At 38.7% G+C, this 26167-nt stretch carries 26 protein-coding genes; 18 read left to right on the top strand and 8 right to left on the bottom strand.

Going from position 1 to position 26167, the window contains the following annotated elements; genetic code table 11:
* Nucleotides 1–106: 106 nt before the first annotated feature.
* From I5435_RS13955 to I5435_RS13935, 5 genes are all read left to right on the top strand, one after another.
* The gene (locus I5435_RS13955) at nt 107–1810 is read left to right on the top strand and encodes a methylmalonyl-CoA mutase family protein (RefSeq protein ID WP_025219914.1); all 1704 of its coding nucleotides are present in this window, start codon (nt 107–109) and stop codon (nt 1808–1810) included.
* A complete protein-coding gene (gene scpA, locus I5435_RS13950; protein ID WP_024361153.1) occupies nt 1807–3960 on the top strand; it encodes a methylmalonyl-CoA mutase in 2154 nt (717 codons plus the stop codon). The genes I5435_RS13955 and scpA overlap by 4 nt, the downstream gene beginning before the upstream one ends.
* Complete coding sequence (gene meaB, locus I5435_RS13945) at nt 3960–5057, top strand: methylmalonyl Co-A mutase-associated GTPase MeaB (RefSeq protein ID WP_337982458.1); 1098 nt, start codon at nt 3960–3962, stop codon at nt 5055–5057. The genes scpA and meaB overlap by 1 nt, the downstream gene beginning before the upstream one ends.
* A 135-nt stretch (nt 5058–5192) precedes the next feature.
* Nucleotides 5193–5633 carry a BrxA/BrxB family bacilliredoxin gene (locus I5435_RS13940; protein ID WP_024361151.1) on the top strand — a complete coding sequence of 147 codons (441 nt, stop codon included), beginning with the start codon at nt 5193–5195 and terminating at the stop codon, nt 5631–5633.
* A gap of 179 nt (nt 5634–5812) precedes the next feature.
* Nucleotides 5813–6820, top strand: coding sequence for an aromatic acid exporter family protein (locus I5435_RS13935; protein WP_029747083.1), 1008 nt, complete (start codon nt 5813–5815; stop codon nt 6818–6820).
* Between the two features lie 20 nt (nt 6821–6840).
* Here I5435_RS13935 and prli42 read toward each other — a convergent pair whose 3' ends face one another.
* Nucleotides 6841–6936 carry a stressosome-associated protein Prli42 gene (gene prli42, locus I5435_RS13930; protein WP_152490651.1) on the bottom strand — a complete coding sequence of 32 codons (96 nt, stop codon included), beginning with the start codon at nt 6934–6936 and terminating at the stop codon, nt 6841–6843.
* 125 nt (nt 6937–7061) lie between these two features.
* Here prli42 and mce point away from each other — a divergent pair, with 125 nt between their 5' ends.
* The 5 genes from mce to I5435_RS13905 all read left to right on the top strand — a co-directional run bounded on the left by mce (nt 7062) and on the right by I5435_RS13905 (nt 11985).
* Nucleotides 7062–7475, top strand: a complete 414-nt coding sequence (gene mce / locus I5435_RS13925) for a methylmalonyl-CoA epimerase (protein WP_024361149.1) — start codon at nt 7062–7064, stop codon at nt 7473–7475.
* A 5-nt stretch (nt 7476–7480) separates the two neighbouring features.
* Nucleotides 7481–9028, top strand: coding sequence for an acyl-CoA carboxylase subunit beta (locus tag I5435_RS13920; RefSeq protein ID WP_025219913.1), 1548 nt, complete (start codon nt 7481–7483; stop codon nt 9026–9028).
* Nucleotides 9029–9162: 134 nt separating this feature from the next.
* Complete coding sequence (locus tag I5435_RS13915; RefSeq protein WP_025219912.1) at nt 9163–10116, top strand: hypothetical protein; 954 nt, start codon at nt 9163–9165, stop codon at nt 10114–10116.
* A gap of 240 nt (nt 10117–10356) precedes the next feature.
* On the top strand, nt 10357–11478 hold the full coding sequence (locus tag I5435_RS13910; protein WP_337982457.1) for a M20/M25/M40 family metallo-hydrolase: 1122 nt from the start codon (nt 10357–10359) through the stop codon (nt 11476–11478).
* 18 nt (nt 11479–11496) lie between these two features.
* Nucleotides 11497–11985: a chemotaxis protein CheW gene (locus I5435_RS13905; RefSeq protein WP_024361145.1), complete on the top strand. Its 489-nt coding sequence runs from the start codon at nt 11497–11499 to the stop codon at nt 11983–11985.
* 65 nt (nt 11986–12050) lie between these two features.
* On the opposite strand, the gene nspC is transcribed toward I5435_RS13905, so the two are convergent.
* The 3 genes from nspC to I5435_RS13890 form a co-directional block, all read right to left on the bottom strand.
* On the bottom strand, nt 12051–13190 hold the full coding sequence (nspC, locus tag I5435_RS13900) for a carboxynorspermidine decarboxylase (protein WP_024361144.1): 1140 nt from the start codon (nt 13188–13190) through the stop codon (nt 12051–12053).
* Complete coding sequence (locus I5435_RS13895; protein ID WP_024361143.1) at nt 13187–14416, bottom strand: saccharopine dehydrogenase family protein; 1230 nt, start codon at nt 14414–14416, stop codon at nt 13187–13189. The genes nspC and I5435_RS13895 overlap by 4 nt, the downstream gene beginning before the upstream one ends.
* Before the next feature lie 329 nt (nt 14417–14745).
* Nucleotides 14746–14934 (bottom strand): hypothetical protein, encoded by a 189-nt coding sequence (locus I5435_RS13890; protein ID WP_024361142.1) that lies wholly within the window; start codon nt 14932–14934, stop codon nt 14746–14748.
* 297 nt (nt 14935–15231) lie between these two features.
* Between I5435_RS13890 and I5435_RS13885 the strand changes: the two genes are divergently transcribed.
* Complete coding sequence (locus tag I5435_RS13885) at nt 15232–16050, top strand: tetratricopeptide repeat protein (RefSeq protein WP_337982456.1); 819 nt, start codon at nt 15232–15234, stop codon at nt 16048–16050.
* A 242-nt stretch (nt 16051–16292) separates the two neighbouring features.
* The gene (locus tag I5435_RS13880) at nt 16293–16925 is read left to right on the top strand and encodes a LysE family transporter (protein WP_024361140.1); all 633 of its coding nucleotides are present in this window, start codon (nt 16293–16295) and stop codon (nt 16923–16925) included.
* 56 nt (nt 16926–16981) lie between these two features.
* Here I5435_RS13880 and I5435_RS13875 read toward each other — a convergent pair whose 3' ends face one another.
* Both I5435_RS13875 and I5435_RS13870 read right to left on the bottom strand, forming a co-directional pair.
* Nucleotides 16982–18028 carry a Cj0069 family protein gene (locus I5435_RS13875; RefSeq protein WP_108030040.1) on the bottom strand — a complete coding sequence of 349 codons (1047 nt, stop codon included), beginning with the start codon at nt 18026–18028 and terminating at the stop codon, nt 16982–16984.
* 189 nt (nt 18029–18217) lie between these two features.
* On the bottom strand, nt 18218–19135 hold the full coding sequence (locus I5435_RS13870; RefSeq protein WP_231784662.1) for an EamA family transporter: 918 nt from the start codon (nt 19133–19135) through the stop codon (nt 18218–18220).
* Nucleotides 19136–19247: 112 nt separating this feature from the next.
* Between I5435_RS13870 and I5435_RS13865 the strand changes: the two genes are divergently transcribed.
* The 3 genes from I5435_RS13865 (at nt 19248) to I5435_RS13855 (ending at nt 21854) form a co-directional block, all read left to right on the top strand.
* On the top strand, nt 19248–20138 hold the full coding sequence (locus I5435_RS13865) for an AraC family transcriptional regulator (protein WP_337982455.1): 891 nt from the start codon (nt 19248–19250) through the stop codon (nt 20136–20138).
* Between the two features lie 151 nt (nt 20139–20289).
* Nucleotides 20290–20763, top strand: a complete 474-nt coding sequence (locus I5435_RS13860) for a MarR family winged helix-turn-helix transcriptional regulator (protein WP_337982454.1) — start codon at nt 20290–20292, stop codon at nt 20761–20763.
* Between the two features lie 44 nt (nt 20764–20807).
* Nucleotides 20808–21854 carry a beta-carotene 15,15'-monooxygenase gene (locus I5435_RS13855; RefSeq protein WP_337982453.1) on the top strand — a complete coding sequence of 349 codons (1047 nt, stop codon included), beginning with the start codon at nt 20808–20810 and terminating at the stop codon, nt 21852–21854.
* A gap of 316 nt (nt 21855–22170) precedes the next feature.
* Here I5435_RS13855 and I5435_RS13850 read toward each other — a convergent pair whose 3' ends face one another.
* On the bottom strand, nt 22171–22695 hold the full coding sequence (locus I5435_RS13850; protein ID WP_025219903.1) for a hypothetical protein: 525 nt from the start codon (nt 22693–22695) through the stop codon (nt 22171–22173).
* Nucleotides 22696–22802: 107 nt separating this feature from the next.
* Between I5435_RS13850 and I5435_RS13845 the strand changes: the two genes are divergently transcribed.
* Nucleotides 22803–23369 (top strand): TetR/AcrR family transcriptional regulator, encoded by a 567-nt coding sequence (locus I5435_RS13845; protein WP_158497891.1) that lies wholly within the window; start codon nt 22803–22805, stop codon nt 23367–23369.
* A gap of 24 nt (nt 23370–23393) precedes the next feature.
* On the opposite strand, the gene I5435_RS13840 is transcribed toward I5435_RS13845, so the two are convergent.
* Nucleotides 23394–23858 (bottom strand): hypothetical protein, encoded by a 465-nt coding sequence (locus tag I5435_RS13840; RefSeq protein ID WP_024361133.1) that lies wholly within the window; start codon nt 23856–23858, stop codon nt 23394–23396.
* Nucleotides 23859–24111: 253 nt separating this feature from the next.
* On the opposite strand from I5435_RS13840, the gene bioD reads away from it, so the two are divergent.
* Complete coding sequence (bioD, locus tag I5435_RS13835) at nt 24112–24816, top strand: dethiobiotin synthase (protein WP_024361132.1); 705 nt, start codon at nt 24112–24114, stop codon at nt 24814–24816.
* Nucleotides 24797–26164, top strand: coding sequence for an adenosylmethionine--8-amino-7-oxononanoate transaminase (gene bioA / locus I5435_RS13830; protein WP_337982452.1), 1368 nt, complete (start codon nt 24797–24799; stop codon nt 26162–26164). Before bioD ends, bioA begins: the two co-directional genes overlap by 20 nt.
* Nucleotides 26165–26167: the final 3 nt, after the last annotated feature.

The following is a 26167-nucleotide window of genomic DNA, read 5'->3' as shown; positions in this document are numbered from 1 at the left end:
CCTGTTGTATAACGGTTTCCGATTTTTTTTTGCTTTTCGAGTCGCAATTTGTCATGTAGAATAACAAATAGAAACTACTAAGGGGGGAAGCTGATTAAGCGTCCGCATGTCAAACAACATGAAAAATATTGAATTTGAAAAGCCGTCCTATTCAGAATGGCAAGATGCAGCAATCAAAGCTTTAAAAGGGAAACCATTCGAGTCTCTTTTAACGAAAACAAGTGAGGGTGTTACTTTAGAACCACTTTATACACAAGAAAGTTTAGTAGCAAAACTTGGAGATGAACTAGATAAACAAGTTGCCACAATCCGTTCCCTGCAAAATAGTCAAGTATTTCGTGTGGCACAGCAAGTTTATGCAGAAACAAGTGAAGCATTTTTCGCTCAACTTGATGATAGTTTAGCTCGTGGTAATGAGATTGTGACAATTGATAGCCGTGTAAACTTTGAATGGTCTGAAGAAATATTGGCACAACTAGCTCCTTATTTCTCTGAATATTCGTTTAAAATAACGGTAAAAGACGAGAATGATCCATTGTTAGCAGTATTTGACAACATCACAAATGAACAGCGTGAAACTGTGAATGGGTATATTGTAGCTAAAAACCCTATCAAGCTTGAAGGATTGCCAAATGTACGAACAATTAGTGCAAACACAGTAACTTACCATAATGAAGGCGCTAATGCCGTACAAGAATTAGCGTATGCACTTGCTATTGCAGCAAAATATGCAGAGCAAGAAGAAAACTTTGAAGCTTTTGCACAAAAATTTTATGTTTCATTTGCGATTGATACACAATTCTTCACAGAAATTGCGAAGTTACGTGCATTTAAAGTACTTTGGAAAGCGTTCTCATCCGCTTATGGTGTGGAAGAGAATGTGAAAATTCCAACGCTTGCGGAAACTTCTCTACGAAGCTTCTCGAAATTGGATGTTTACGTAAATTTACTACGTGCAGCAAATGAAGCGCTTTCTGGATTAATTGGCGGTGCGGATGTATTTACAGTTCACCCACATGATGCATTAACGAAGCCTACAGAACAATCCGTTCGTATTGCTCGAAATGTATCTTTAGTGTTAAAAGAAGAAACAAATGTTTTAAAAATAACAGATCCTGCCGGTGGTTCATACTTCATTGAATCATTAACAGCGGACTTCGTAAAAGAAGCTTGGGCATTATTCTTAGAAATTGAAGCTGCTGGTGGAATGGACGCGTATGCGGCATCCGGTAAATTGGCAGAAGCATTAGAAGTATCTTACCAAGCGCGAATTAAAGCGGCACAAACACGCAAACAATCGGTTATTGGTACGAATATTTATGCAAATCCAGCAGATGTACTTGAAAGTGAAACGAACCCATTATTTGCAGATGTGAAGCGTATTTCGATTCCGTTTGAGCAACTGCGAGCACAAATGACTGCTGCCAATGTGAAAACAGGAATTCTAGCATTAGGTTCACTAAAAAGTTCAAAACCTCGTGCAGACTTTGTATCTGGTTTCTTAAACACTGTTGGTCTAGTACCAGAAAAAAGCGAACCAGTAGCAACAGTTGAGGAAGCGCTCGCTTGGCTAAATACAACAGAAGCAAAATATGTTGTTATTGCAGGCAATGACGATACTACAAAAGAATTAGTACCAGCGATTTTAGCTAAAAAACCAGCAAACGTCATTGTAGACGTTGCAGGTAAATTTAAAGACGAAGAAGAAGCTTGGTTAGCAAATGGCTTAAACGGCTTTATTTTCGCAGGACAGAACATCATTGAAAAATTAAATTCAGTGTTCGCTAGCATGAAGGAGGTCCAACGATGAGCAAGCCTAATTTTAGTGCAATTGAAATCGAAAAAGTATTATCAACTGAAGCTCCTGCGGCGTCAGATGAAAAATTCATGACAAATGAAGGTATTGAAATTAAAGATATTTATACAAAAGATGACATTAAAGATGTGAAACATTTACATGATGTAGCTGGTATAGCACCGAATACACGTGGACCATACCCTACTATGTATGTTGCCCGTCCTTGGACAGTTCGTCAGTATGCAGGTTTCTCTACTGCTGAAGAATCAAATGCCTTTTATAAACGTAACCTTGCAATGGGTCAAAAAGGGCTTTCAGTTGCCTTTGACTTAGCAACGCACCGTGGTTATGATTCAGACCACCCACGCGTTACAGGTGATGTTGGTAAAGCTGGGGTTGCCATTGACTCTGTCGAAGATATGAAAATTTTATTTGATCAAATTCCGTTAGACCAAATGTCTGTATCTATGACGATGAATGGTGCTGTACTGCCAGTACTTGCCTTCTACATCGTTGCTGCTGAAGAGCAAGGGGTAACACCAGACCAGCTAGCTGGAACAATTCAAAATGATATTTTAAAAGAATACATGGTCCGTAACACATATATTTATCCACCTGCAATGTCGATGAAAATTATTGCGGACATTTTTGAATATACTGCGAAATTCATGCCGAAATTTAACTCTATTTCTATTTCGGGCTACCATATTCAAGAAGCAGGTGCTACAAATGATATTGAACTTGCCTACACGCTAGCCGACGGACTTGAGTATGTTCGTACAGGGTTAAAAGCGGGTATTGATATCGATGCCTTTGCACCACGTTTATCATTCTTCTGGGCGATTGGTATGAACTATTACATGGAAGTGGCAAAAATGCGTGCGGCACGCCGTATTTGGGCGCAAATGATGTCTACGTTCAATCCAAAAAATCCAAAGACATTAGCATTACGTACACACTCACAAACTTCTGGATGGTCTTTAACAGAGCAAGATCCATTCAATAACGTGACGCGTACATTAATCGAAGCCAATGCTTCTTCAATGGGGCATACGCAATCTCTTCATACGAACGCACTTGACGAAGCAATTGCTTTACCAACAGATTTCTCTGCACGTATTGCACGTAATACGCAGTTATTCTTACAAGAAGAAACAGCCATGACAAAAGTGATTGATCCATGGGGTGGTTCATATTATGTTGAAAAACTAACAGATGAAATCACTGAATCTGCTTGGGCGTTAATCGAAGAAATTGAAGAACTTGGTGGTATGGCAAAAGCGATTGAAACAGGTCTTCCAAAGATGAAGGTTGAAGAAGCTGCGGCGAAACGTCAGGCGAAAATTGACTCGAAATCAGAAACAATCGTTGGTGTGAACAAATATCGTCTGGACAAAGAAGAGCCAATCGACATTCTTGATATCGACAATACACTAGTACGTCAAAAGCAAATTGAGCGTTTAGATGCTATGAAAGCAGCTCGTGATGAGGCAGAAGTACAAAAACATCTTGCACGCTTAACGAAAGCAGCACAAGATGGTGAGGAAAACCTACTTGCAGTAGCGGTAGATGCAGCGCGTGCTCGTGCATCACTGGGAGAAATTTCTGATGCAATCGAAGTTGTATCTGGTCGTCATAAAGCCATCATCCGTTCCATTTCAGGCGTCTATTCTGCTAACTTCTCTGACGAAGAACAAATTACTGAAGTGAAAAATATGACAGATGAGTTCCTTGAAAATGAAGGTCGTCGCCCACGTATTTTAGTTGCGAAAATGGGACAAGACGGACATGACCGAGGTGCAAAAGTTATTGCAACTGGCTATGCTGACTTAGGGTTTGACGTAGATATTTCACCACTATTCATGACACCTGAAGAAACTGCGCAAATGGCTGTTGAAAATGACGTACATTGTATCGGCGTATCATCATTAGCAGCAGGTCACAAAACTTTAGTACCTGCATTGGTTTCTGAACTGAAAAAACTTGGGCGTGAAGATATTATCATTATCGTTGGCGGCGTTATTCCAGCACAAGATTATGAATTCCTTTATGAAGCAGGTGCTGTGGCGATCTTTGGTCCTGGTACAGTGATACCTGTATCTGCCATTAAAATTATTGAGGAAATCTATAAACGTTTAGGTTACGAGGAAGTGTCTAAATAATGGACAAAAACAAAGGGATGCAGGAAAGTGCTCTATTTGTCATGGGTGGCGTGGAAGCATCTCACGACGGTATGCAGTATGGTATACCGAAAAAATTCCGAAAGAAAAAGGCAGACAACCTTAATATACTGGAGCTTGCACGAGATGTACGTGCAGGCTCACGTGTACAGTTGTCAAAAGCCATTACGCTCATTGAAAGTTCTAATAGTGCCCATAAAGCACAGGCTCAGGAGTTATTACAGGAACTTTTACCGCATACAGGCAACAGTGTTCGTATAGGGATTACGGGAGTACCAGGGGCTGGTAAAAGCTCTTTCATTGAAGCTTTCGGAACGATGTTATGTGAGATGGGTAAAAAAGTAGCGGTCCTTGCAATAGACCCGAGTTCTTCATTATCAGGGGGCAGTATTTTAGGCGATAAAACGCGCATGGAAGAACTGGTGAAAAAGCCGAATGCATTCGTTCGTCCATCACCGTCTGCTGGTACCCTGGGGGGTGTCCATAAGAAGACGCGCGAAACGATGCTTGTATGTGAAGCAGCGGGCTACGATGTCATTTTAATTGAGACAGTTGGTGTTGGACAGAGTGAAACATACGTCCGCGGTATGGTCGATTTCTTCCTGTTGCTCGTGTTAACAGGTGCAGGAGATGAGCTTCAAGGTATGAAAAAGGGCATCATGGAATTGGCGGATGCAATTGTTGTGCATAAAGCGGATGGTGACAATGTTCGACTAGCGAAAAAAACTGTTTCCGAATACAAGCAAATATTGCATTTCCTTCAACCTGCAACACCAGGTTGGATGTCTACTGCCATGCCAGTTAGTTCGTGGGAGAAAAAGGGACTCGATAAAGTGTGGGATACAATCGGTGAATTTAGGCAAACGGTAGAAGCAAATAACTATTGGTCTATCCGACGTCAAAATCAAACGAGAGATTGGTTCCAATCTATGATTACGGATCATTTAATTGATGCATTTTACGGAGACCCAAATCGCAAGGAACAAGTGCAGTTACTAGAGCGCCAAATCCTCAATGGGCAATTAACAGTAACGCAAGGTGTAGATCGTTTATTTAGCGATGAGCAATCACAGAAATAATGTACGCTTTTATATGAGCATGTAGGTGCACAAAAGCATCACTTACTGCTATGATAGGAGATGTATGAGCGCTTTCAACCTAAAGTTATGCAAAGCAAATGAAGACAGCGCGAAATTGAAAGGAGCTATCGCTTTATGAATATGGATTACGATTTATTTATGCAAGAAATTTTAAAAACAGCACGTGCAGAAATTGAGGCTGCAGGATACGAGCAATTACGCACGCCTGAAGCTGTTGAAGAGGCGTTTGCTCGTCCAGGTACAACATTAGTTATGGTCAATTCAGTATGTGGCTGTGCAGGGGGCATTGCTCGTCCAGCAGCAGCGCAATGTGTGCATTACGATAAAAGACCAGATCATTTAGTTACTGTCTTTGCAGGTCAAGATAAAGAAGCGACAGCAGCTGCTCGTTATCACTTCGGTGAAGACCACTTACCATCTTCTCCATCATTTGTTCTTTTAAAAGATGGACAAGTCGTAGCAGAAGTGGGTCGCTATGAAATCGAAGGCCATGATCCAATGTCAGTAGTGACAAACTTACAAGCAAATTTTGAAGAATATTGTGAAGAGCTATAAAGTTTATTAACACCTACATGGTGCGCTCAACATAAGTTTAGCTTTTATTGATTTGACTAAAGTGACTAGTACACTTTAGTCAAATCCTTTTGGAATTTTTGTAATATTGGCTAAATATATGTGCAACACAATAAAAGTTTAAATAGATAAGATGAGCTTCTAATGAATAACTATTCGTTATGAATGCTGCAGGATGGGAGGCAGTCGACTTGAAGAAATTTTCAATCGGCTATCGTACATTAAAAACAGCAGTCGGAGCAGCAATCGCCATTGCGATTGCGCAGTATTTTGAATTGGCTTCATATGCTTCAGCCGGTATTCTAACGATTCTATGTGTGCAGCCAACAAAGAAAAAATCCCTTCATGCTGCTTATACTCGCTTTGTCGCAAGCATTATTGGAATGCTGTATGCATTTTTGAGCTTTGAGCTATTTTCTTATCACCCGTTAACATTAGCAGGAATGCTTGTATTGTTTATACCGACGATTGTTTCGTTAAAGGTAGCAGATGGCTTTGTATCAAGTGCGGTGATTATTATGCATATTTACGCAGCTAAGGGCTTTTCGTATGATTTGGTAACGAATGAGTTAGCCTTAATGGCAATTGGTTATGGTACGGGAATCGCCATTAATATGTATATGCCAGACATTCAAAAGGAATTAAATTACTATAGAGTTAAAATAGAGGAACTGTACAGTAAGATTTTTTTAGAAATTGCCAGCTATTTAAGACAGGGTGATACGTTATGGGATGGACAAGAACTGATTCAAGCAGTCAAAACGTTGAATGATGCAAAATCATTAGCCTTTAAAGATGTAGAAAATCATTTTACTCGTAGACAAAATGACTATTATGTCTATTTCGATATGCGTGAGCAACAGCTTGAAATTATTGAACGTGTTCTCCCGAAAATAACGGCATTACCTGTTATAGTACAAGAGGCGGAAATTGTGGCAGACTTTGTCCAAGACCTTGGGGAGCATGTCCATTCTGGAAATACGGCAGGTCGTTATAGGGAAAAATTAGAGTTAGCGAAAAGAGATTTTGCGAAACTACCTTTACCTACAAACCATCAAGAGTTTATTGCGCAAGCAGCGCTTTATCAATTCATTGAAGAAATGGATCGGTATTTAGAAATAAAGCAATCATTTAAGGGTTTAAAGGTAGAAAGAAAGCGCCCACAGTAGCGTGGACGCTTTGCATTTTCTTAAACTAGCATTGATAAACCGAATGCAAGAGATGAGATGACCATGATGGCAATCATGGCATAAACAACGACTTTTTGAAATTTTTTATTACTCATATGCTCGTTCGCTCCTTCTTTTCTTATAAATAGTTTAGCAAATCTGAAAAATTTCTCAAGTAGTAGAGTTTTGACAAAAAAATCTGTAAAATAGGTTATGTACCATAACAGAAGGAGATGTCACCATGGAGAGAGTAGACCATATTGGGATTGCAGTGCGCGATCTAGATGAACGCATTACATATTATACAGAAACTTTAGGTTTAAAGTTGCTGAAAGTGGAAGAGGTTGAATCTCAACAGGTTCGTGTTGCTTTTATTGACGCTGGCAATGTGAAAATTGAGTTACTTGAACCGATGAGCGACAAAAGCGCTATTCACGGATTCATCGAAAAACGTGGCGAAGGCATTCACCATGTTGCATTCGGTGTAACAGGAATTCGTGAACGCATGGCAGAACTTCGTGAAAAAGGCGTGCGTCTTTTGTCGGAAGAGCCAGGACCAGGTGCAGGTGGCGCAGAGGTTGCTTTCATGCATCCTAAATCATCTTTCGGTGTGTTATATGAATTATGCGATAAAAGTGGAAAAGGGGAAAAGTGATTAGTATGGATATGTTCGACAAAATTAATGACTTATATGATCGTAAGACGGTAATTGAGCTTGGCGGTGGCTATGAACGCATCGAAAAGCAACATGATAAAGGTAAATTAACAGCTCGTGAGCGTATTGAATTATTACTAGACGAAGGTACGTTTTTCGAGATTAACCCATTCATTACACACCGTACAGTAGACTTCGGTATGGACAAAATGGAAGGCCCTGGCGATGGTGTAGTAACAGGCTTTGGTAAAATTAACGGACGTCCAGTTTACTTATTCTCTCAAGATTTCACTGTTTTTGGTGGAGCGCTTGGTGAAATGCACGCTAAAAAAATGGCGACAGTAATGGATCTAGCAGCTAAAAACGGCACACCGTTTATCGGTATTAACGATTCAGGTGGCGCGCGTATTCAAGAGGGTGTTCTTTCTCTTGACGGTTACGGACACATCTTCTACCGTAATGCGATTTACTCTGGAGTAATTCCACAAATCTCTGTTATTATGGGACCTTGTGCGGGTGGAGCTGTTTATTCTCCAGCTATCACAGACTTTATCTTAATGGTTGATAAAACATCTCAAATGTTTATTACTGGACCAAAAGTAATTGAAACAGTAACAGGCGAAAAAATCTCTGCTGAAGACTTAGGTGGTTCAAAAGTAAATAATGCAGTAAGTGGTAACGCTCACTTCCGTGCACCATCTGAAGAAGCGGCAATCAATCAAATTAAACAATTATTAAGCTATTTACCACAAAATAATAAAGAAAAAGCACCGCGTCAACCACGACCAGAAGGTGACGATTACCGTCCAGAAATCGTGGATACTGTGCCAATCGAAACAACGCGTCCATACGATGTGCGTAAAGTTGTAGAACAAGTAGTGGACGAAGGTTCATTCATGGAAGTTCACTCAGAATTTGCGAAAAATGTCGTAGTTGGTTTTGCACGTATTGCTGGTGAATCTGTAGGTCTTGTATGTAACCAACCAAAAGTATTAGCTGGTGGTCTTGATATCGATTCTTCAGATAAGGCAGCTCGTTTCATTCGTACTTGTGACGCTTATAACGTGCCAATTATCACATTTGAAGACGTTTCTGGTTTCTTCCCAGGCGTAAAACAAGAGCATGGTGGTATTATCCGTCATGGTGCGAAAATCCTTTATGCATACTCTGAAGCAACTGTACCAAAAATTACAGTTATTCTACGTAAAGCATATGGTGGTGCGTACGTTGCACTTAACTCTAAATCAATCGGTGCTGACTTAGTATTCTCTTGGCCAAACGCTGAAATCGCAGTAATGGGTGCAGCAGGGGCAGCAAATATTATCTTTGCACGTGAAATTGCGAAGTCTGAAGATCCAGAAGCAACTCGTGCAGCAAAAATTGAAGAGTACAAAGAGAAATTCGCAAATCCTTATGTTGCGGCATCTCGTGGTATGGTAGACGATGTTATTGATCCTCGTGATACGCGTATCAAACTTATTCAAGCTCTAGATATGTTGTCAAACAAGCACGAAACACGTCCAGAGAAAAAACACGGAAACATTCCACTATAAGTTGGACAAACCCAGTAGCCAGTTGGCTGCTGGGTTTTTTAAATGGAACGACTAAAAAATATATTCAAAAAATGACAGATAATTGAAACATTATGGCGACTCACCCGTACAAATAGGTAAGGGAGTTGAGATGAATGGAGTGGCAACAATTACAGTCTGAGCAGGAAAAACTTCATGCCCAGCTAAGAAATGTTAATAGATTAAGTGAAAAAAAGCTTTTAATTGAAGGACAAATCGAGCATGCAAGGCAAGAAATTTCCAAACATTCTATAGAACTCAATCAAATTCGAATCAAACTTGATAAGCTCGAAGGTTTTTCATTTATGAATATGATTCGAACTTGGACAGGGCAACAAGATGAGCTAAGAGCGGAGAAAGTCGATAAAGCAGCAATTTTGGAATTGAAAAGCAATGAAGCCAAAAAAATGCTACATGATTTAACAATCGACCTGGAGCAAGTGAATCACATGCTCAACCAATCGAATGAAAAACCATTGCAACAAGCGCTAAGTCGTTTGCAAGAAAAAAAGCAAAGCTATCTTCAACTACACGAGCCTGAATATGCGCACAAATTGGAACAGCTTGCGAATGAAGAAGTGATGACGAAGCAGCTAATTCTTGAGATAACGGAAGCAGAAGAGGCGGGGGATATTGCGCTAACTAAATTAGGTCAGGCAGCAGCGTCACTGCATTCAGCGGGTGGATTTTCTACATGGGATACGTTTTTTGGAGGTGGCATTATTGCCACGCATTTAAAGCATGATGCGCTTGATAAAACCGAAAGCTATCTTCACAATGCTCAAATTGCCTTGCAACGTTTTCATAATGAATTGCTTGATGTCCAAGATTTGTCTACCCAGTCATTACATGTGGAGGCAGATGGTTTTGTAAAATTTGCGGATTATTTCTTTGATGATATTTTTTCTGCTTGGTCAGTCCATTCAAAAATATCAACAGCAAGAGAGCAAGTATCCCGTGTACAAGATGACGTACATAATACGATTAGACGTTTACAGGAAAAACATCATAAAGCAGTAGCTCATTTAGAAGAATTACAGAAAGAAAAAAAGGCGATTTTACAAATTTAACAGCGAAACCGAGTCAAAAGCGAAAAAGTGTTAGATTGCTTGTGAGCAATCTAACACTTTTTTGCTATAAACGCTAGGGCGCTTGCTAAAGGGTTACCAACGATTCATGGATTTCTACGGAATGAAAAGACAAAATAAAGAAGTTACTACTAGCGTATTATTCCAACTCTTCAGTCATTGTGCTAAACTAATACTTATATTATGACGTGGAAAACACGTAAATCAAGGGAGTCTTACAACATGACAAGTCGTTTAGTAGAAGAGTTTTTTGAGCTCGTACAAATCGATTCAGAAACAAAACATGAACAACTAATTGCGCCGGTATTAATCGACAAATTAATAGCACTTGGTTTTACAGTAGTGCAAGATGATGCACATACTCGAAATGGTCATGGAGCTGGCAATATTATTGCGACATTAAAAGGTTCATTAGACATTGAGCCAATCTATTTTACTTCTCATATGGATACAGTTGTACCAGGAAAGGGCATTAAACCGTCTCTACGTGAAGATGGTTATATCGTTTCTGATGGCACAACGATTTTAGGCGCAGACGATAAAGCGGGTCTAGCAGCGATGTTTGAAATGGTAAAACGCTTAAAAGAACAGCAAATCGAACATGGTGATATCGAGTTCATCATTACAGCAGGAGAAGAAAGCGGACTTGTGGGGGCGAAAGAATTGGACCCTTCAATTATTCGTGCAAAATACGGCTTTGCAGTAGATAGTGATGGCAAAGTAGGTGGAATCGTGACAGCAGCACCATTCCAAGCGAAAATTTTTGCCAAAATCATCGGCAAAACAGCGCATGCAGGCGTTGCTCCTGAAAAAGGTGTGTCAGCGATTACAGTTGCGTCAAAATGTATTGCACAAATGAAGCTTGGGCGTTTGGACGAAGAAACAACAGCTAATATTGGTCGCTTTGAAGGCGGTCAAGCAACGAATATAGTGTGCGATGAAGTAACGATTTTAGCAGAAGCACGCTCTATTGATAAGACAAAACTTGATGCCCAAACTCAACATATGCAAGATACGTTCGAACAAGTTGCCGCTGCAATGGGTGCACGTGCAGAGATAGAAGTGAAACTAATGTATCCTGGTTTCCGTGTTACAGAGTCAGACAAAGTCGTTCAAGTAGCAATGGCAGCAGCCCGCAACATTGACCGCACGCCACAACTAGGTATATCTGGAGGCGGATCAGATGCCAATATTATTGCAGGCTTTGGTATCCCTACTGTGAACTTGTCAGTAGGCTATGAAGATATTCATACAACAAATGAAAAGATTCCTGTAGAAGAATTAGAAAAACTAGCAGATTTACTTGTGGAAATTGTGAAAGAGTCAGCTAAACACGAGCGCTAAAAAGAAGGAAGTGACCTAATGGAAAGTGTAAAGGCAGTAGTTTTCGCTTGTGGTACAGAAGAATATGCAGTACCGGTGGAGCAAGCAATCTCAATTGAAAAATTAGAGCAAATAACGCCCATTCCACATTTACCAAATTATTTATTAGGTTTTACAAGAAATCGAGGAGAGCTAATTCCTGTATTGGATTTTGAACGTATTCTCTATAATCGTTCATCAAATGCGGCTACAGCACGTATTATTGTCCTCAATACGGATGTCGTGAACTATGGCTTGCTCGTAACAGAGGCACGTGAAATTCTTGATTTAGATGAGTCCATTTTAAAGCAAATGGGGCTTGTTAATTATTCCAAAACACGTTACTTTACGGCAGTGGCCAATTTAGAAAACCGTATGATTACGTATGTAGACCCTAAAATTCTTGTAAATTCTTTAGATGGCATTCGAGAAATTATCAATTATTTGCACAAAATGCTGGAAAATGAAAAAGAAAACGTAGAAGCATAAGTTTTGATAAACAAAAGGAATAACATGAAAACCCCCTCCAATGTTGGAGGGGGTTTTCATTTGGATTAAGAAAGTCGACCGCTATAGTCTTCAAACTTAAATTCACGAATGACTTTAATACCTTCTTCATCGTTATATGAAACGATTGATGGTAGGTTGACACCGTTAAACATATGGTTTTTAACCATCGAGTAGTGGGCCATATCTGTAAAGACAAGACGATCGCCTGGTTTTAAAGGTTCTTCAAATGAGTAATCACCGATAACATCACCTGCAAGGCATGTAAGTCCACCAAGGCGATATGTGTATGCTAGCTCATTTGCTTGACCTGACCCGATAATCATCGGACGGTAAGGCATTTCAAGTACGTCTGGCATATGACAAGTTGCCGATGTATCTAAAATAGCTAAGTCCATGCCGTTTTTCTGAATATCAAGAACCGTTGCAACTAAGTAGCCTGTATTCAGTGCTACTGCTTCACCAGGCTCTAAATACACAAGGAGATTGTACTTATCTTGAATATAATTAATGATATTCACTAGTTTTTCTACATCATAATCTTCACGTGTGATATGGTGACCACCGCCAAAGTTTAGCCATTTCATTTGGTGTAAAACATCACCAAATTTTTCTTCGACTTTTTCAATTATACGCTCTAATGTATCAGAGTTTTGCTCACACATTGCGTGGAAGTGTAAGCCATCAATACCGTCAAGCTGAGATTTGTCGAAGTTAGCTAATGTTGTACCAAGACGAGAGTTCGTATAGCAAGGATCATATAGTGCTGTTTCAATTTCAGAGTACTCAGGATTAACACGAATACCACATTCAATTGTTTTGCCAGCAGCTTTTACTTTATCCTTGTACTGTGCCCATTGGTTGAAAGAGTTAAAGACGATGTGATCAACATAGCCAAGAAGCTCGTCCATTTCATGCTCTACATAAGCAGGAGCATAAACATGAACTTCTTTGCCCATTTTTTCATAGCCAAGACGGGCTTCAAAAAGTGAGCTTGATGTAATCCCAGCTAAGTATTCACCAACTAAAGGGAATGTTGAATGCATAGAAAACCCTTTTAGAGCAAGTAAAATACGGCAGCCCGTACGATCTTGTATCGACTTTAAAAGCTCAAGATTTTTTGTTAATAGTCGTTCATCCACTACATAAGAAGGTGATGGAACTTTTGTGAAATCAATTGGTTTCATCGGCTACTTTCCTTCGCTTCGATCTCTAAGTCAAGTAATTCTGGGTTATGGCTTTCTTGCCATGGTAGACCCCATTTGTTTAATGCATCCATAAATGGATCTGGATCGAATTCTTCTACGTTCCAGACACCTGGTTTTTGCCATTGACCGTTCATAACAAGCATTGCACCGATCATTGCTGGTACGCCAGTTGTGTAAGAAATCGCTTGAGAACCAACTTCGTTATAGCACGCTTCGTGGTCACATACGTTATACACGTAGTACGTTTTTTCCTTGCCATCTTTTAAACCACGGATAATACAGCCGATATTTGTTTTACCTTTTGTACGTGGTCCTAATGATGCTGGATCTGGTAATACGGCTTTCAAGAAGTGGATTGGCTGAATCATTTGCCCTTCGAATTCGATTGGTTCAATTGAAGTCATGCCTACATTCTCTAATACTTTTAAGTGTGTTAAGTATTTTTCAGAGAATGTCATCCAGAATCGAATTTGCTTTAGACCTTTAATGTTTTTAGCAATTGATTCTAATTCTTCATGGTATAACAGGTAAATATCTTTTGGCCCGATTTCTGGTAAGTTATACACTTCTTTTTTCTCAAGTGGTGCTGTTTCAATCCACTCGCCTTCTTTCCAGTAACGACCATTCGCTGTAATTTCGCGAATATTGATTTCTGGATTGAAGTTTGTTGCGAAATGATAACCGTGGTCACCAGCATTGGCATCTACGATATCGATATAGTGGATTTCGTCGAATTCATGTTTTTGAGCATGTGCTGTGAAAACGCCTGTTACACCAGGGTCAAAACCACTACCAAGTAATGCCGTTAAGCCAGCTTTTTCAAACTTCTCTTTATAAGCCCATTGCCATTTATATTCAAATTTTGCCGTTTCAGGTGGCTCGTAGTTTGCAGTATCCACATAGTGCACACCTGTCGCTAAGCAAGCATCCATAATCGTTAAGTCCTGATAAGGTAACGCTACGTTAATGACAACATCTGGTCCGAAACTTTTAATAAGTTCGATTAATTCATCTGTATTGTCAGCGTCTACCTGTGCAGTATGAATCTTTGTTTTTCCGCCGTCTAGTTTTTCTTTTAGAGCGTCACATTTTGAAACAGTTCTACTTGCGATACAAATTTCCTCAAATACGTCCGAATTTTGAACACACTTGTGTACCACAACACTGGCTACTCCGCCAGCTCCTATAATCAATGCTTTACCCAATTGTCTACCCCCAAGTTCATATAAAGTATTGTCAAACAAGCTGATTATACAGAAAATTGATTTACTACTCAATCATTGTTTTTAAATTTCTACAAAAAATTTTTTATTTCAACATTTATTAGCCGTAATTAGTGGGGGATACCCTGATAGCTGAGCACCTAACGCGTAAAAATCCACTGCGTATTCGGGCCTGCACGACATAGGTTACAAAAACGCTCATAGTTGAGTTATTGGGTTATGCTTTAGCGTAGATAGCAGAAGTCTCCATGGATTTTTACTTGGTAGTCATGCACCTTAAATTGTTTAAAAATTGTTTGAGTGACTGGCACTCAAAGGTGGGGTTCTGCATCGCCCCATAAATAAAAAATAATGATTAACAGCGTACTTAATAATCCCATCACGAGGCCATAGGTGCTGAAGGCCACTTGCACTTGACTTTGCACAGCATAAATAAAAATGGCTCCAAGTGTTAATAAATTGCCCATAATAAGTAATAACAGATGAAAACGTTTATTCATAGCAAGCCCCTCCTAAAATAAAATTTACTTGCCCCAAAGATGAAAATATTTTACTTCAATTATCTCATAATTCAGAAAAAATATCCAAATTATAACTATTATTATGTGAAAAAGTTTGAAAGATGGAGGGATTTATCTAAATTTCGTATGGGAATAATGGTTATTTTTCTATGAATGATGAATGGTGCTTTTGGAAGCTGACGTTGCAATGCGCTTGAAACCGATTATTCTTCATGGTGTTGCAAGTAGGCTGACATTATTTATATTAAAAAAACAGCATAAGAATGCATTGGTTTTATGATTATTGCTGTTTTTCGCTCTAAAGATGGTAAACTACCAATAAGAAAGCTCTTTGGTGAAGGTGAGGATTTTATCGTGATCAATCAATTTAATGAACAAGTACAACAAATAAATGAATTATTTGTCAGTGGACAAGTGAAAGAAAGCTATAGCTTGGCGAAGGCATTATTAAAGAACGAATCATTTGAAGCAGATGATTCTTTTCCTATTATTCAACAGCATGTGGCACTTTTAGAGGCTAATGGCTATGCTACTATGCCAGTCCACACTGCAGATAATATAAAGCAAAGTGTCGAACGTGCGGATGGATCGTATCCAGAGCGTGATGTCCTTAGTGCCTATATTGGCAGTCAGGACGATGAGCAATTTGGTCGAGTGGTAGATGAATTATTAGCAGGGTCTATCGAAGCGCAAGCAAATGCTTACTATACAATGGCTGAATATTTTGTACTCGCAAAAGAGCCTGATAAAGCAATGGTACAATATGCGGAAGCGATTAAATTACAACCGAATATAGCACTGTATTGGGGAGCATTTGCGCAATTTATTAATCATATGGAAGCGAGCCCGTATTTGGCACTTCGTCTCATTGAAGAGGCGATTCAGCTAGATGGCATGAATGCTCGTTGGTATTATATTCAAGGGAATATCTTTTTCCAGTTAGTTGCAGCTACCAAAAATTTAAGTTACTTACCGGCACTAGAGGAAGCTTGGTCGAAAGCCAAAAAACGCTGCTCTGCTAAGCAAGTGGCGTTAAAGGTGGACATCGCTAAGTCAGAGGATTTACTAACACAGTGGAAGAAACAAATGCTATAAGGACGAGCTTTTTAATTATAGTATTCCACGTGCGTTTATGCAGGCTTTACTTGTATATTTATGAATTGTTTGAGTGACTGGCACTTAGTAAATATGCTTAACGACGGGCGTTTCAGTAGATATTTAATTGTATATTTATAAATTTTTTGAGTGGCAGGCACTACATTTCTGTATTTTTATGCTAGAATAGGATTATAAACGGACGTAAGAAGCTTATTTTATTGCATGAAAGAAGTGTTTGTTTGAGTTTATATGTTGCGTATGTATTAGTAGGGCTTGCTATAGCAATGCCTGTAGGTGCCATCACGGTCGAAATGACCAAGCAGGGGCTAAAAAATGGCTTTATGCATGGCTGGGCAGTAGGGCTTGGCGGTATGACGGTTGATGTAGTATTAGTTTTTGCTCTGTATATGGGGCTTGCTTCTATATTAGCTATGCCGCTAATTCAGCTGCCTATGTGGATTATTGGCGCCGGCTTCTTGTTTTTACTTGGGTTAGATTCTATCAAAAATGCCGATCAAGACATTACGCTAGCGGGTGAAAAGGTAACAAAATCGTTTTTCACATCGTATCGCAACGGGCTTCTGGTAGCCATTTCGCCAGGAAACCTTGTTTTTTGGGTAAATGTATTCGGTGTAGTTCTAGCAAAATCGTATGACAAAGGAGAGTCAGCAAGTTTCCTAGTAATAGCTGCTGGTATACTTAGCGGTATTTTACTGCACGACATAGGTTTGATGACCATTGTTTCGGTTACACGTAAGGCGATGAGTCGAAAAATGATTAAAACCCTGACAATGATATCAGGCGTGTTATTAATTGGTTTCGCAGGTTACTTTATTTATGAATTTATTCAAGGAATTAAAATGTACAGATAATCGACAAAAGGCATTGAGAAGTAGATTCTCAATGCCTTTTTAGGTTGTCATCATCGTTATGCTGGAATTGTGCGATGTTCCTCAATGCAAGCGATTATTTCTTCCGCTACTTGATGTGCCAAAGCCAGTTCAGAAGTAAAGCCTACACAAGAACAATTCATCTCACCTAAAATATAGCAATCTTCGCCTGCCTCATTTGTATCTAGCATAAAATCGGCTGTCCAAATAAGTGGTAAATCATAATTACCTAATAAGTTGGTAACGAGTGGTAACTGTGTTAAGAAATTTTGTACAAGTTGTTCCCAATCCTCTGGTTTATCGTAGCGATATTGCGCACCAGAGAAAAGTGTAGCACTAAAGGCATCTTCAGTATCGGCTGGTTTTTTATGTACCACGTGAACTGGTTTGTCACGCAACATAAATAAGCGGATTTCGCCTTCAGTAATACGAGGAAGGAAACGCATATCAATTAACATTCCATTTGTGCCAGTAATGTACTGCTCACAAAACGTCATAAATGCACCTAGCTCCCAATACTCTACATGATTATCTTTTGCTTCAGTACATTTAATTTTGGCATCAAGAGGTACTTCTGTTATGCCAGCAGCAAGGGGCTCGACTAATTTTACTCGCCAAATACCTTCGCCAGTTGAACCTCGATTTTGTTTTAAGACACGTTCCGTCAGTGCAAGGGAAGTAGGGAATTGTGCTTTAAATGCCTCAATCGTGTAATAAGCAAATGTATCATCTGGTACTAAATTAGTAGACACTAATTTCGATAATACATCTTTCGAACCGTAGCCAATCATTGCATCCGGATGAGGCATGCCAATCACACCTGCTGCACATAACTCTCGTAGCATTTCGAAATATTCTTCCTCATGTTCTAAATTACCAGGATTAATGCGAGATACATAGGAAACGCCATTTTCTTTTACGTAGTCAAAAATTTCGTCCTTTTTTGTTACCTCAAAAAATATTACTTCCGCATCTTGTCCACGTTGTTTAAGTGCATTGACCATCGGCATTGTATCAAGTCTGTAGCCGTCAGGTCCCTTGTCAGTGCCGCCTTGTACTTCGAAGAAAATAACTTTTTTATTCATATATAGCCTCCTTAACTTCTTGATATTTTTTAGTATACTGGACAAACAAGGAGAAAAGATATACGAAATATGTAAATTTTATATATAATTTCATGGTGAAAATGTTCTCGTATAGTAGTTTACGACTAATTATTTTTTGAATAATCAAATTTCAGAGTTATTTACTATTAAACTGGGTTTAAATTACAATTATAAGTTTTTCTTCTGAAACACTGTAAGATATAAAATCATGCATAGAATCAGTAATGTGCCAATCATTTGGAAGCCCCCAAATGGAATTTGCAGCCAAAGAACACTTGTGATGACGGCCATTAAAGGTTCCAAACTACCAAGTAAGCTTGTTTCTTTTGGGGATAGGTAATGCAAACTGGCAATATAAAACCAAAATGCAAGCATCGTACCAAAAATAATGATAAAGAAAAAATAAGCAGTAGTCGCAAATGTCCAGGTCGATAGCTCAATGTGCCATGGTTGATAGAATATGCTCATGGTGACACCCCCAATGAGCATCGCCCAACCGACAACAAGTAAAGAATGGAATTGTTGTAAAAGCGGTACGGCATACAATGTATAAAAAGCGACAGCCAGACCGGATAACACCCCCCAAAATACACTCATAAATGGGACAGAAAGCGTGGAAAATGAACCGTTTGTCAGCAATAAAGTCGTACCGATTAGTGTAAGTGATACAGCAATGCCATCTTGTTTGGTGAGTTTACTGTATTTTTTAATAATATAGTAACTGATAATGAAAAGTGGCGCTAAATACTGTAATAAAGTCGCTACAGCAGAATTACCGATTGCAATGGACATCATATATGTATATTGCACAGCAAGCATACCAAGTAGACTAAAGAGAATTTGTCTGAATGCATCTTGCTTTGTTCGCCACATAACAAAAATGGATTGGTGACGATGTGTTATTTTGTAAATGGCAATTAACAAGATACCAGCAACAAGCAATCTGCTCGATACGAGCCAACCAACTTCAATATGTTCTTGCTGGAATAGTTTTTGCGCAACTGTTCCGCCAATTCCCCAAAAGCTTGCACCAAGAATGACAAGCATAAAACCAAAAGCACGGTTTTTTTTATGTTGTTGATTCATTTTCTAACATCTCCTAAACTATCAATATAAAAAAATAATATATAATTTTCATTGTAAAAAATATCGTATTAACGGTTTAAACTATCAATATATTGAGGTGTTTGCATTGACATTGACGCATATTAAAGTAGCGAAGGATTTACAAGAATTAACGATACATGGTTCGAATGCATTTCCAATTGCTTTATACGAAACGACATTACAAGTAGATCGGTTGGATTTTTTGCCATTACATTGGCATAAAGAAATACAGTTCGTCTATGTCAAAAGTGGACGTGTCAACTATCGTGTAGGTGCGGACATCATACTGCTTGAGGCGGGAGAAGGGCTATTTGTCAATGCAGCATGTTTACATGAAGCAAAACCAAATGAGGTGGACCAGTCGTTGCTGTTTTGTATAAATGTTGATCCGAAATTTTTAGGCGGTCATGAAGGCAGTGTGTTGACATCTAAATATGTGCAACCATATATAGCCAATAATAGACTACCATTTGTTAAGCTTTCTGGTGAGCTAGCACAAGCTGTAGAACGTGTTGCCCAATTATTAAAAGAACGAAATGCCTTTTTTGAATTTCAGGTATGGAGGGGATTATTATCGATTTGGGAGGCTATTTTAATGCAATCGAAGCTTACTGAGGAAACGATACATGCTTCTATAATCGTGCAACATGAGCGTGCAAAAGAAATGCTTGACTACATTCATCGTCATTATCAAGAAAAAATAACCCTGGAAAAATTAGCTGCACATGTGTTTATCAGCAAGGCAGAATGCAGTCGTTTTTTTAAAAAAGTAGTCGGTATGACACCATTTACCTATCTATCCCATTACCGTTTAAGGAAAAGTATGGAATTGTTGCGCGATCGTGACAAACCCATCACCTTTATTGCATCAGACACAGGCTTTAGTACAGTTAGTTACTATATTGAGCGTTTTAAAGCATATACGGGTTATTCACCACATGCGTATCGCAAAAAATTTTTAGTTGAACAGCGCAATACGTAGTGTTCGGAGAAAAGTGAATATTTCATGACATGCTCATACATTAAAAACTTTGCTTTCCTTGTAAATTGTTTACAAATGATGCACTCTATTTTAAAATAAACTTAATATTAAAGTTAACTTAACTATTAACCTAACTTAAAGGATGATTTTGATGGACCAACATGATGACGCATTATATACACTCGTACAGGAAATTAACGATGCGATTTACTCGATGGATAGCCATTTTATAAAAGTCCATCAGCATTTAGTAACAGATGATTTGTCTACAAAGCAAATAATACTTATGGATTTTATCCATAAAAATAAAAGTGTAACCATTGGACAAATTGCTCACTATTTGAATATTACTTCAAGTGCTGTTGGTCAACTCGTAAGTAAACTTGAAGATCAACGATATGTAATCCGACAAATTAACCCCAAAAATCGCCGTGAAATTTTTGTCCACTTAGATATAGCGGGTAATCAGTATTTCGAGCGGGAAGAAGAAATTAAGCGCTATATTATTGCCAAGTATTACTCGAAACTTGAACGATCAGAATTAGTCCAATTGAAGGAAATTATTCAAAAATTAAATAACATTGTTTTGAAAGAAGGCATGGTAGAGGAAATAAGAAAAGAGTGATGTCATTACGTGTAGCAGTCTAATAGTTAAAGGAGAGATTCGAAATGATGGTCTTAAAAAAGAAACAAAACATCTGGATGGCGTTTTTAGTCGTTGTATTAATTAGCAACTATTCGCTTTATAATACAGGATTAGGTATGTCCATTTTACCAGCAGAAACAGCGGGCGTTGTATTTGGCTCATTACTCGACTTTATCGTCGTAATACCAGTGCTATTTATGCTGTATAAACGAAAGTTTTCTATTAAGTATGCGATTGTTTTGGCCGCAACAGGTTGTATTGCAGCACGCTTCATTATTCCAATGGATCATTTGCAACCGTATGTGGCGGTGACATGGGCTGGATTTGCAATTGAAGGGGCACTTATCGTGACCGAACTATTATTTGTTACAACGTTAGTATATTACTTACCTAAAATGATAGCAGATGTGCGGGCAAGTTCTTTACCAGACATTTTTTCTTTTCCACAAGCAGTTGAAAAACATGCTCCAAAGTATCGGATTATACAGATGCTGTGTACAGATTTACTCGTTCTTTACTACGGATTCGCAAGTTGGAAGCGAAAAGAGCGGGCGGGATTAACGTTACATAAAAACTCTAGCTATATCGCCTTTCAGATAATGATGATTCATGCCATCGTGATAGAGACTATTGGTATCCACTGGTGGCTTCATGAGAAATCCATGCTATTATCCATCTTATTACTCATTATAAATATTTACTCTGTGTTATTTTTTATAGCTGACATGCAGGCAATTCGCTTAAATCCTATTTACGCAACCTCTGATTCATTATATTTATCTTTAGGTTTAATGAAGCGAGCGACCATTCGCTTCGATGCGATTGAAAAAGTGGAAGAAAACCCAGAACTGTTAAAAGAAAAATTATCGAAAGATACAATCGATTTTATTGCACGTGACTTTGGAGAAGCCTATCCTCACATGATATTGCAGATGAAAGAACCGGTGGAAGTAACGTTTATGTTAGGTCTGAAAAAGCGTTATAACAAAGTGGCAATCAAAGTCGATCAAGTACAGGAATTAAGAGACATATTACGCCAAGGTATGGAGAAAAATAAAGGGGAATGGTAAACAGCTAAAGAGGCTGGGACGTGGTGACTCCTGCACAGAACGCACACAGCGTAAGAAGCACGCATTCTGCGCTGAGCGGAAAGCACCGCCGAAGCGGACAATAACGGCGCAGCAAAAAAGTGTTAGATTGACTGCTATCAATCTAACACTTTTTCTCTTTTGTCCCAGCCTCTAGCTGTGTTTATAGCTAAGGAGATGGATTGGAAATTATAAGGTTAGTAATTGCTTTGTTATTAAATACATCTTTATGTATTGCACGATCAATACCTATCCAACCAATCCCTTTCCACATGTAAGGGGCAAGAGAACACGACTGTTATTTTTTGCCGGGGAAAATGACATAAGAAAGGCTAATGACGGCATCGATTATTAAAACAATCCCCCAAATTTTCATCACTTGTAGTAGGGAAGACGTATCGGTATGTTGACCAATAAATACAATCATCGCGTACAATAAACTAGTACTAATAATGTAGGCGAGAACATGTAAACCGAGCATTTTTACTTCATGGATTCCTTTCGCCAATCCTGTTAACCGCTGTTTTTCTATCTGGATTTTTAAAAACCATTGTTGAAACTTTTCATCTGCCCATGTAATCATTGTCTTCCCATAGGCAATCGAGACACCTATATAGATAGCGGCAATACCATGAGAAGCGGATGCTGGTGTACCAGCTTTTAAGTCCATAGCAGTTAGCAAGATTAATAGAAGGTCTATAACAGGTGTAAGGGCAAAAAAGAAAATGCTTAGTTTTGGCTTGTTAAAACGGTATCTACAAACCAAAGCTATTAATATGACAATCCAAAATGCTATTTCTGCAGCGATAATCCAAGCAATCATAAAAACCCTCCATTATTTTGATACGGTTGTATTAAATAAAATTACCATAAAGTTTTAAATAATACAAATGTATTAAAATAGTCTATACTTGAAGTATGCCAAAAATAGTGAATCATGAAGAAAGAAAAGCGAGTATCGCGAAAGCCACGTGGAATGTAATTGCTAGGGATGGACTTAGAGGTGCTACAGTACGTTCAATTGCAAAGGAGGCAAATTTATCATTAGGTGCTGTTCGTTACTATTTTAACACGCATGAGGAATTAATCGTATTTGCGATGGAGTTAGTAGAGCAGCAAGTAAATGAGCGTATTGCCCAGCATTTACAAAAGCCACTACCGATTAAGCAAATTATTGTAGCAGTACTTTTGGAGCTCGTGCCAATCTCTGAACAACATATTATTGAAATGCAAGTTTGGCTAGAATTTGTTTCTTATAAGGTGCGAAGTGGAGAAGCGTCAGAAGAAAATATATTGAGCGGTATTGAAAAGATATTTGCTTATTTACAACAACAAAATTTACTGCAAGATGGACTAGTACTACACGATGAAATTGTCCATTTACATGCATTTATTGATGGTCTTGCCCTGCATGTTTTAATGGGCTTAGTACCAATGGATAAAGTGCGACTTCAATGTTTAATTGAAAAAGAAATAGATAAAGTATTAAAACTATAAAACAAGTGGTTTGCCCATCTAGTGTTAATCTAGATGGGCAATTGCTTTTAGTATGTCTTCACTAACGGCATCCCAAAATTGACGTTGTACGGAATCGCTATACGTATAAAGGTGTTTCTTTTGCACATGCCTATAAATCTCCTCTATTGCTTCCTTGTGGAAAGATAGACGGTGATTCATTGTTTGACGTTCTTCCTCGATACACAATAACTTATAAATATCCGTCAGTCGTTCAAGCTTTGCACACTTCTGTTTCGTATCCTCATATTGAACTTGATGAAACCTTCCTATGGCCGTATGCATTGATATTTTTTCTCGATGTTCTGCTTGCAATGTTCGATATTCTTCTTGCCGAATAGCTACACGATACCAAAATTCATAACGCAACGGTAAATCTCTTATTTCGTAAGTAAGCAAAGTATTTAAAATACTGCTCATTTGTTCATATGTATCTAGCTTTTTATCTGTCTCCTTAAATAGTCCAAACATTTTGCCACCCCCTGTTTTGATTAATACTACAACCTATGATAAAAACCCTTTAATATTTCTTGGGAAATAATCCAACGTTGATAAAACGGGGTGAATATCCGATCAATCGAGTGAAATTTAGGATAGAATACCCTCGGAAAAAGCATTATCTGAATCATTTATGTAAAAATGCAAAAAAAGGCATTTACAAAAGGAAAAAGAATGTGTTAACTTAAAAACTATAGTTGGTTAACTAAAAGAGGGGGAGGTACAGTTGCAACACTTTTGGGTTGTTGGAACAGATACAGATGTTGGAAAAACATTTGTCACCACATTATTAATGCGTAATTTGCAAAAACAGGGCGTACGTGTAACGCCTTATAAACCAGTCCAAACTGGTGAAGTGTATGATGGTGAACAAGCCTATTACTTCGACACAGCGATGTATGAAAAATATTCCTTGCAATTGCTAGACAGAGAGAATTTAAATGGCTATTCATTTAAAGAGGCTGCATCGCCACATTTTGCGGCTCAACTGGAGGGGCAGCAAATTGACACACAGCAGTTATTAAAGCAAATGCAACTTTTACAGCAAACATGGGATGTTGTTATTTGTGAAGGAGCGGGTGGGCTCTTTGTGCCATTAGATGCATGTGGCGAAACGACATTGTTGGATGTCATTGTTGAAAGTAAACTACCCGTTGTCGTGGTTACACGAACAGCACTAGGAACAATTAACCATACGCTCTTAACGTTAGAGGCATTGACTACACGGAAAATTGAAGTGCTTGGTCTTGTATTTAACGGTGATATGGGGAGCAGGATGGAGCAAGACAATATTCAAACGATTTTACAGTATTATACATTGCCCTATATGACGATACCAAAGCTGGAAGAGCTGTCGGACATTAATGAGTATGCAATTACGGGCACATCATTGTTTGAAAGGCTGATTAGACGTGAAACAAGTATTAACTGAGCTACAAGAAAAAGATTTACAACATGTCTGGCATCCTTGCTCACAAATGAAAGATTATGAGGCTTTTCCACCAATCGTTATAAAAAAAGGCGAAGGTGTATGGCTGTATGATGAACAGAATCAACGCTATCTTGATGCGGTATCTTCATGGTGGGTCAATTTATTTGGACATGCCAATCCACGTATTAGCCAAGCATTAAGTGAACAAGCATTTACGTTGGAGCATACAATTTTTGCGAATTTTTCACATGAGCCAGCGATTAAACTCGCACAAAAATTAGTAGCTTTAACACCACAAAGTTTACAAAAAGTATTTTTTGCAGATAATGGTTCATCTGCTATAGAAGTCGCTTTAAAAATGAGTTTTCAATATCATATGCAAACGGGGAAAACGCAAAAAAAACGCTTTTTGGCATTAACGGATGCCTACCATGGTGAAACATTAGGTGCTTTATCCGTCGGTGGCGTAGATCTTTATAACGAAGTGTATCAACCACTGTTATTGGATACGGTACGAGCACAAGGCCCAGATTGTTTCCGTTGCCCATTCAAGCATCATCCGGATAGTTGCCATGCCCAATGTATTAGTTTTGTAGAGGATCAGTTGCGCATGCATCATAAGGAAATTACGGCGGTTATTATTGAGCCACTCATTCAAGCGGCAGCAGGGATGAAAATGTATCCAGCTATTTATTTGCGACGTTTACGTGAACTATGTACGCAATATGATGTGCATCTAATTGCAGACGAAATTGCTGTAGGTTTTGGGCGCACAGGTACACTTTTTGCCTGTGAGCAGGCTAATATCTCTCCGGATTTTATGTGTTTATCAAAAGGTTTAACAGGTGGGTATTTACCACTGTCTGTCGTAATGACGACGAATGAAGTATATCAGGCATTTTATGATGATTATGCCACGATGAAGGCGTTTTTACATTCACATAGTTACACAGGGAATACACTTGCCTGCCGTGTTGCTCTAGAGGTATTGGCGATATTTGAAGAGGAACAGTATATAGACGTTGTGCAAGACAAAGGTGAACGCATGCGAAAGCTAGCCTTGGAGGCTTTTAGTGATTTACCTTTTGTTGGTGAATATCGGCAAGTTGGGTTTGTCGGGGCGATTGAACTTGTGGCGAATCGCGATACCAAAGAGCCATTACCGAGTGAGGAGCGCATCGGCTATCAAATATACAAAAGAGCTTTAGCAAAAGGGTTACTGATTCGTCCACTTGGGAATGTTTTGTATTTCATGCCACCATACATTATAACGGACGATGAAATGCAATTTATGATTCAAACAACAAAAGATACAATTGTTCAATTTTTTGAAGAGCGGGAGGGATGAGGG

The sequence above is a fragment of the Lysinibacillus sp. C5.1 genome (assembly GCF_016350185.1).
Taxonomy (GTDB): Bacteria; Bacillota; Bacilli; order Bacillales_A; family Planococcaceae; genus Lysinibacillus; species Lysinibacillus sphaericus.
This window is presented reverse-complemented; position numbering and strand designations above follow the sequence as displayed.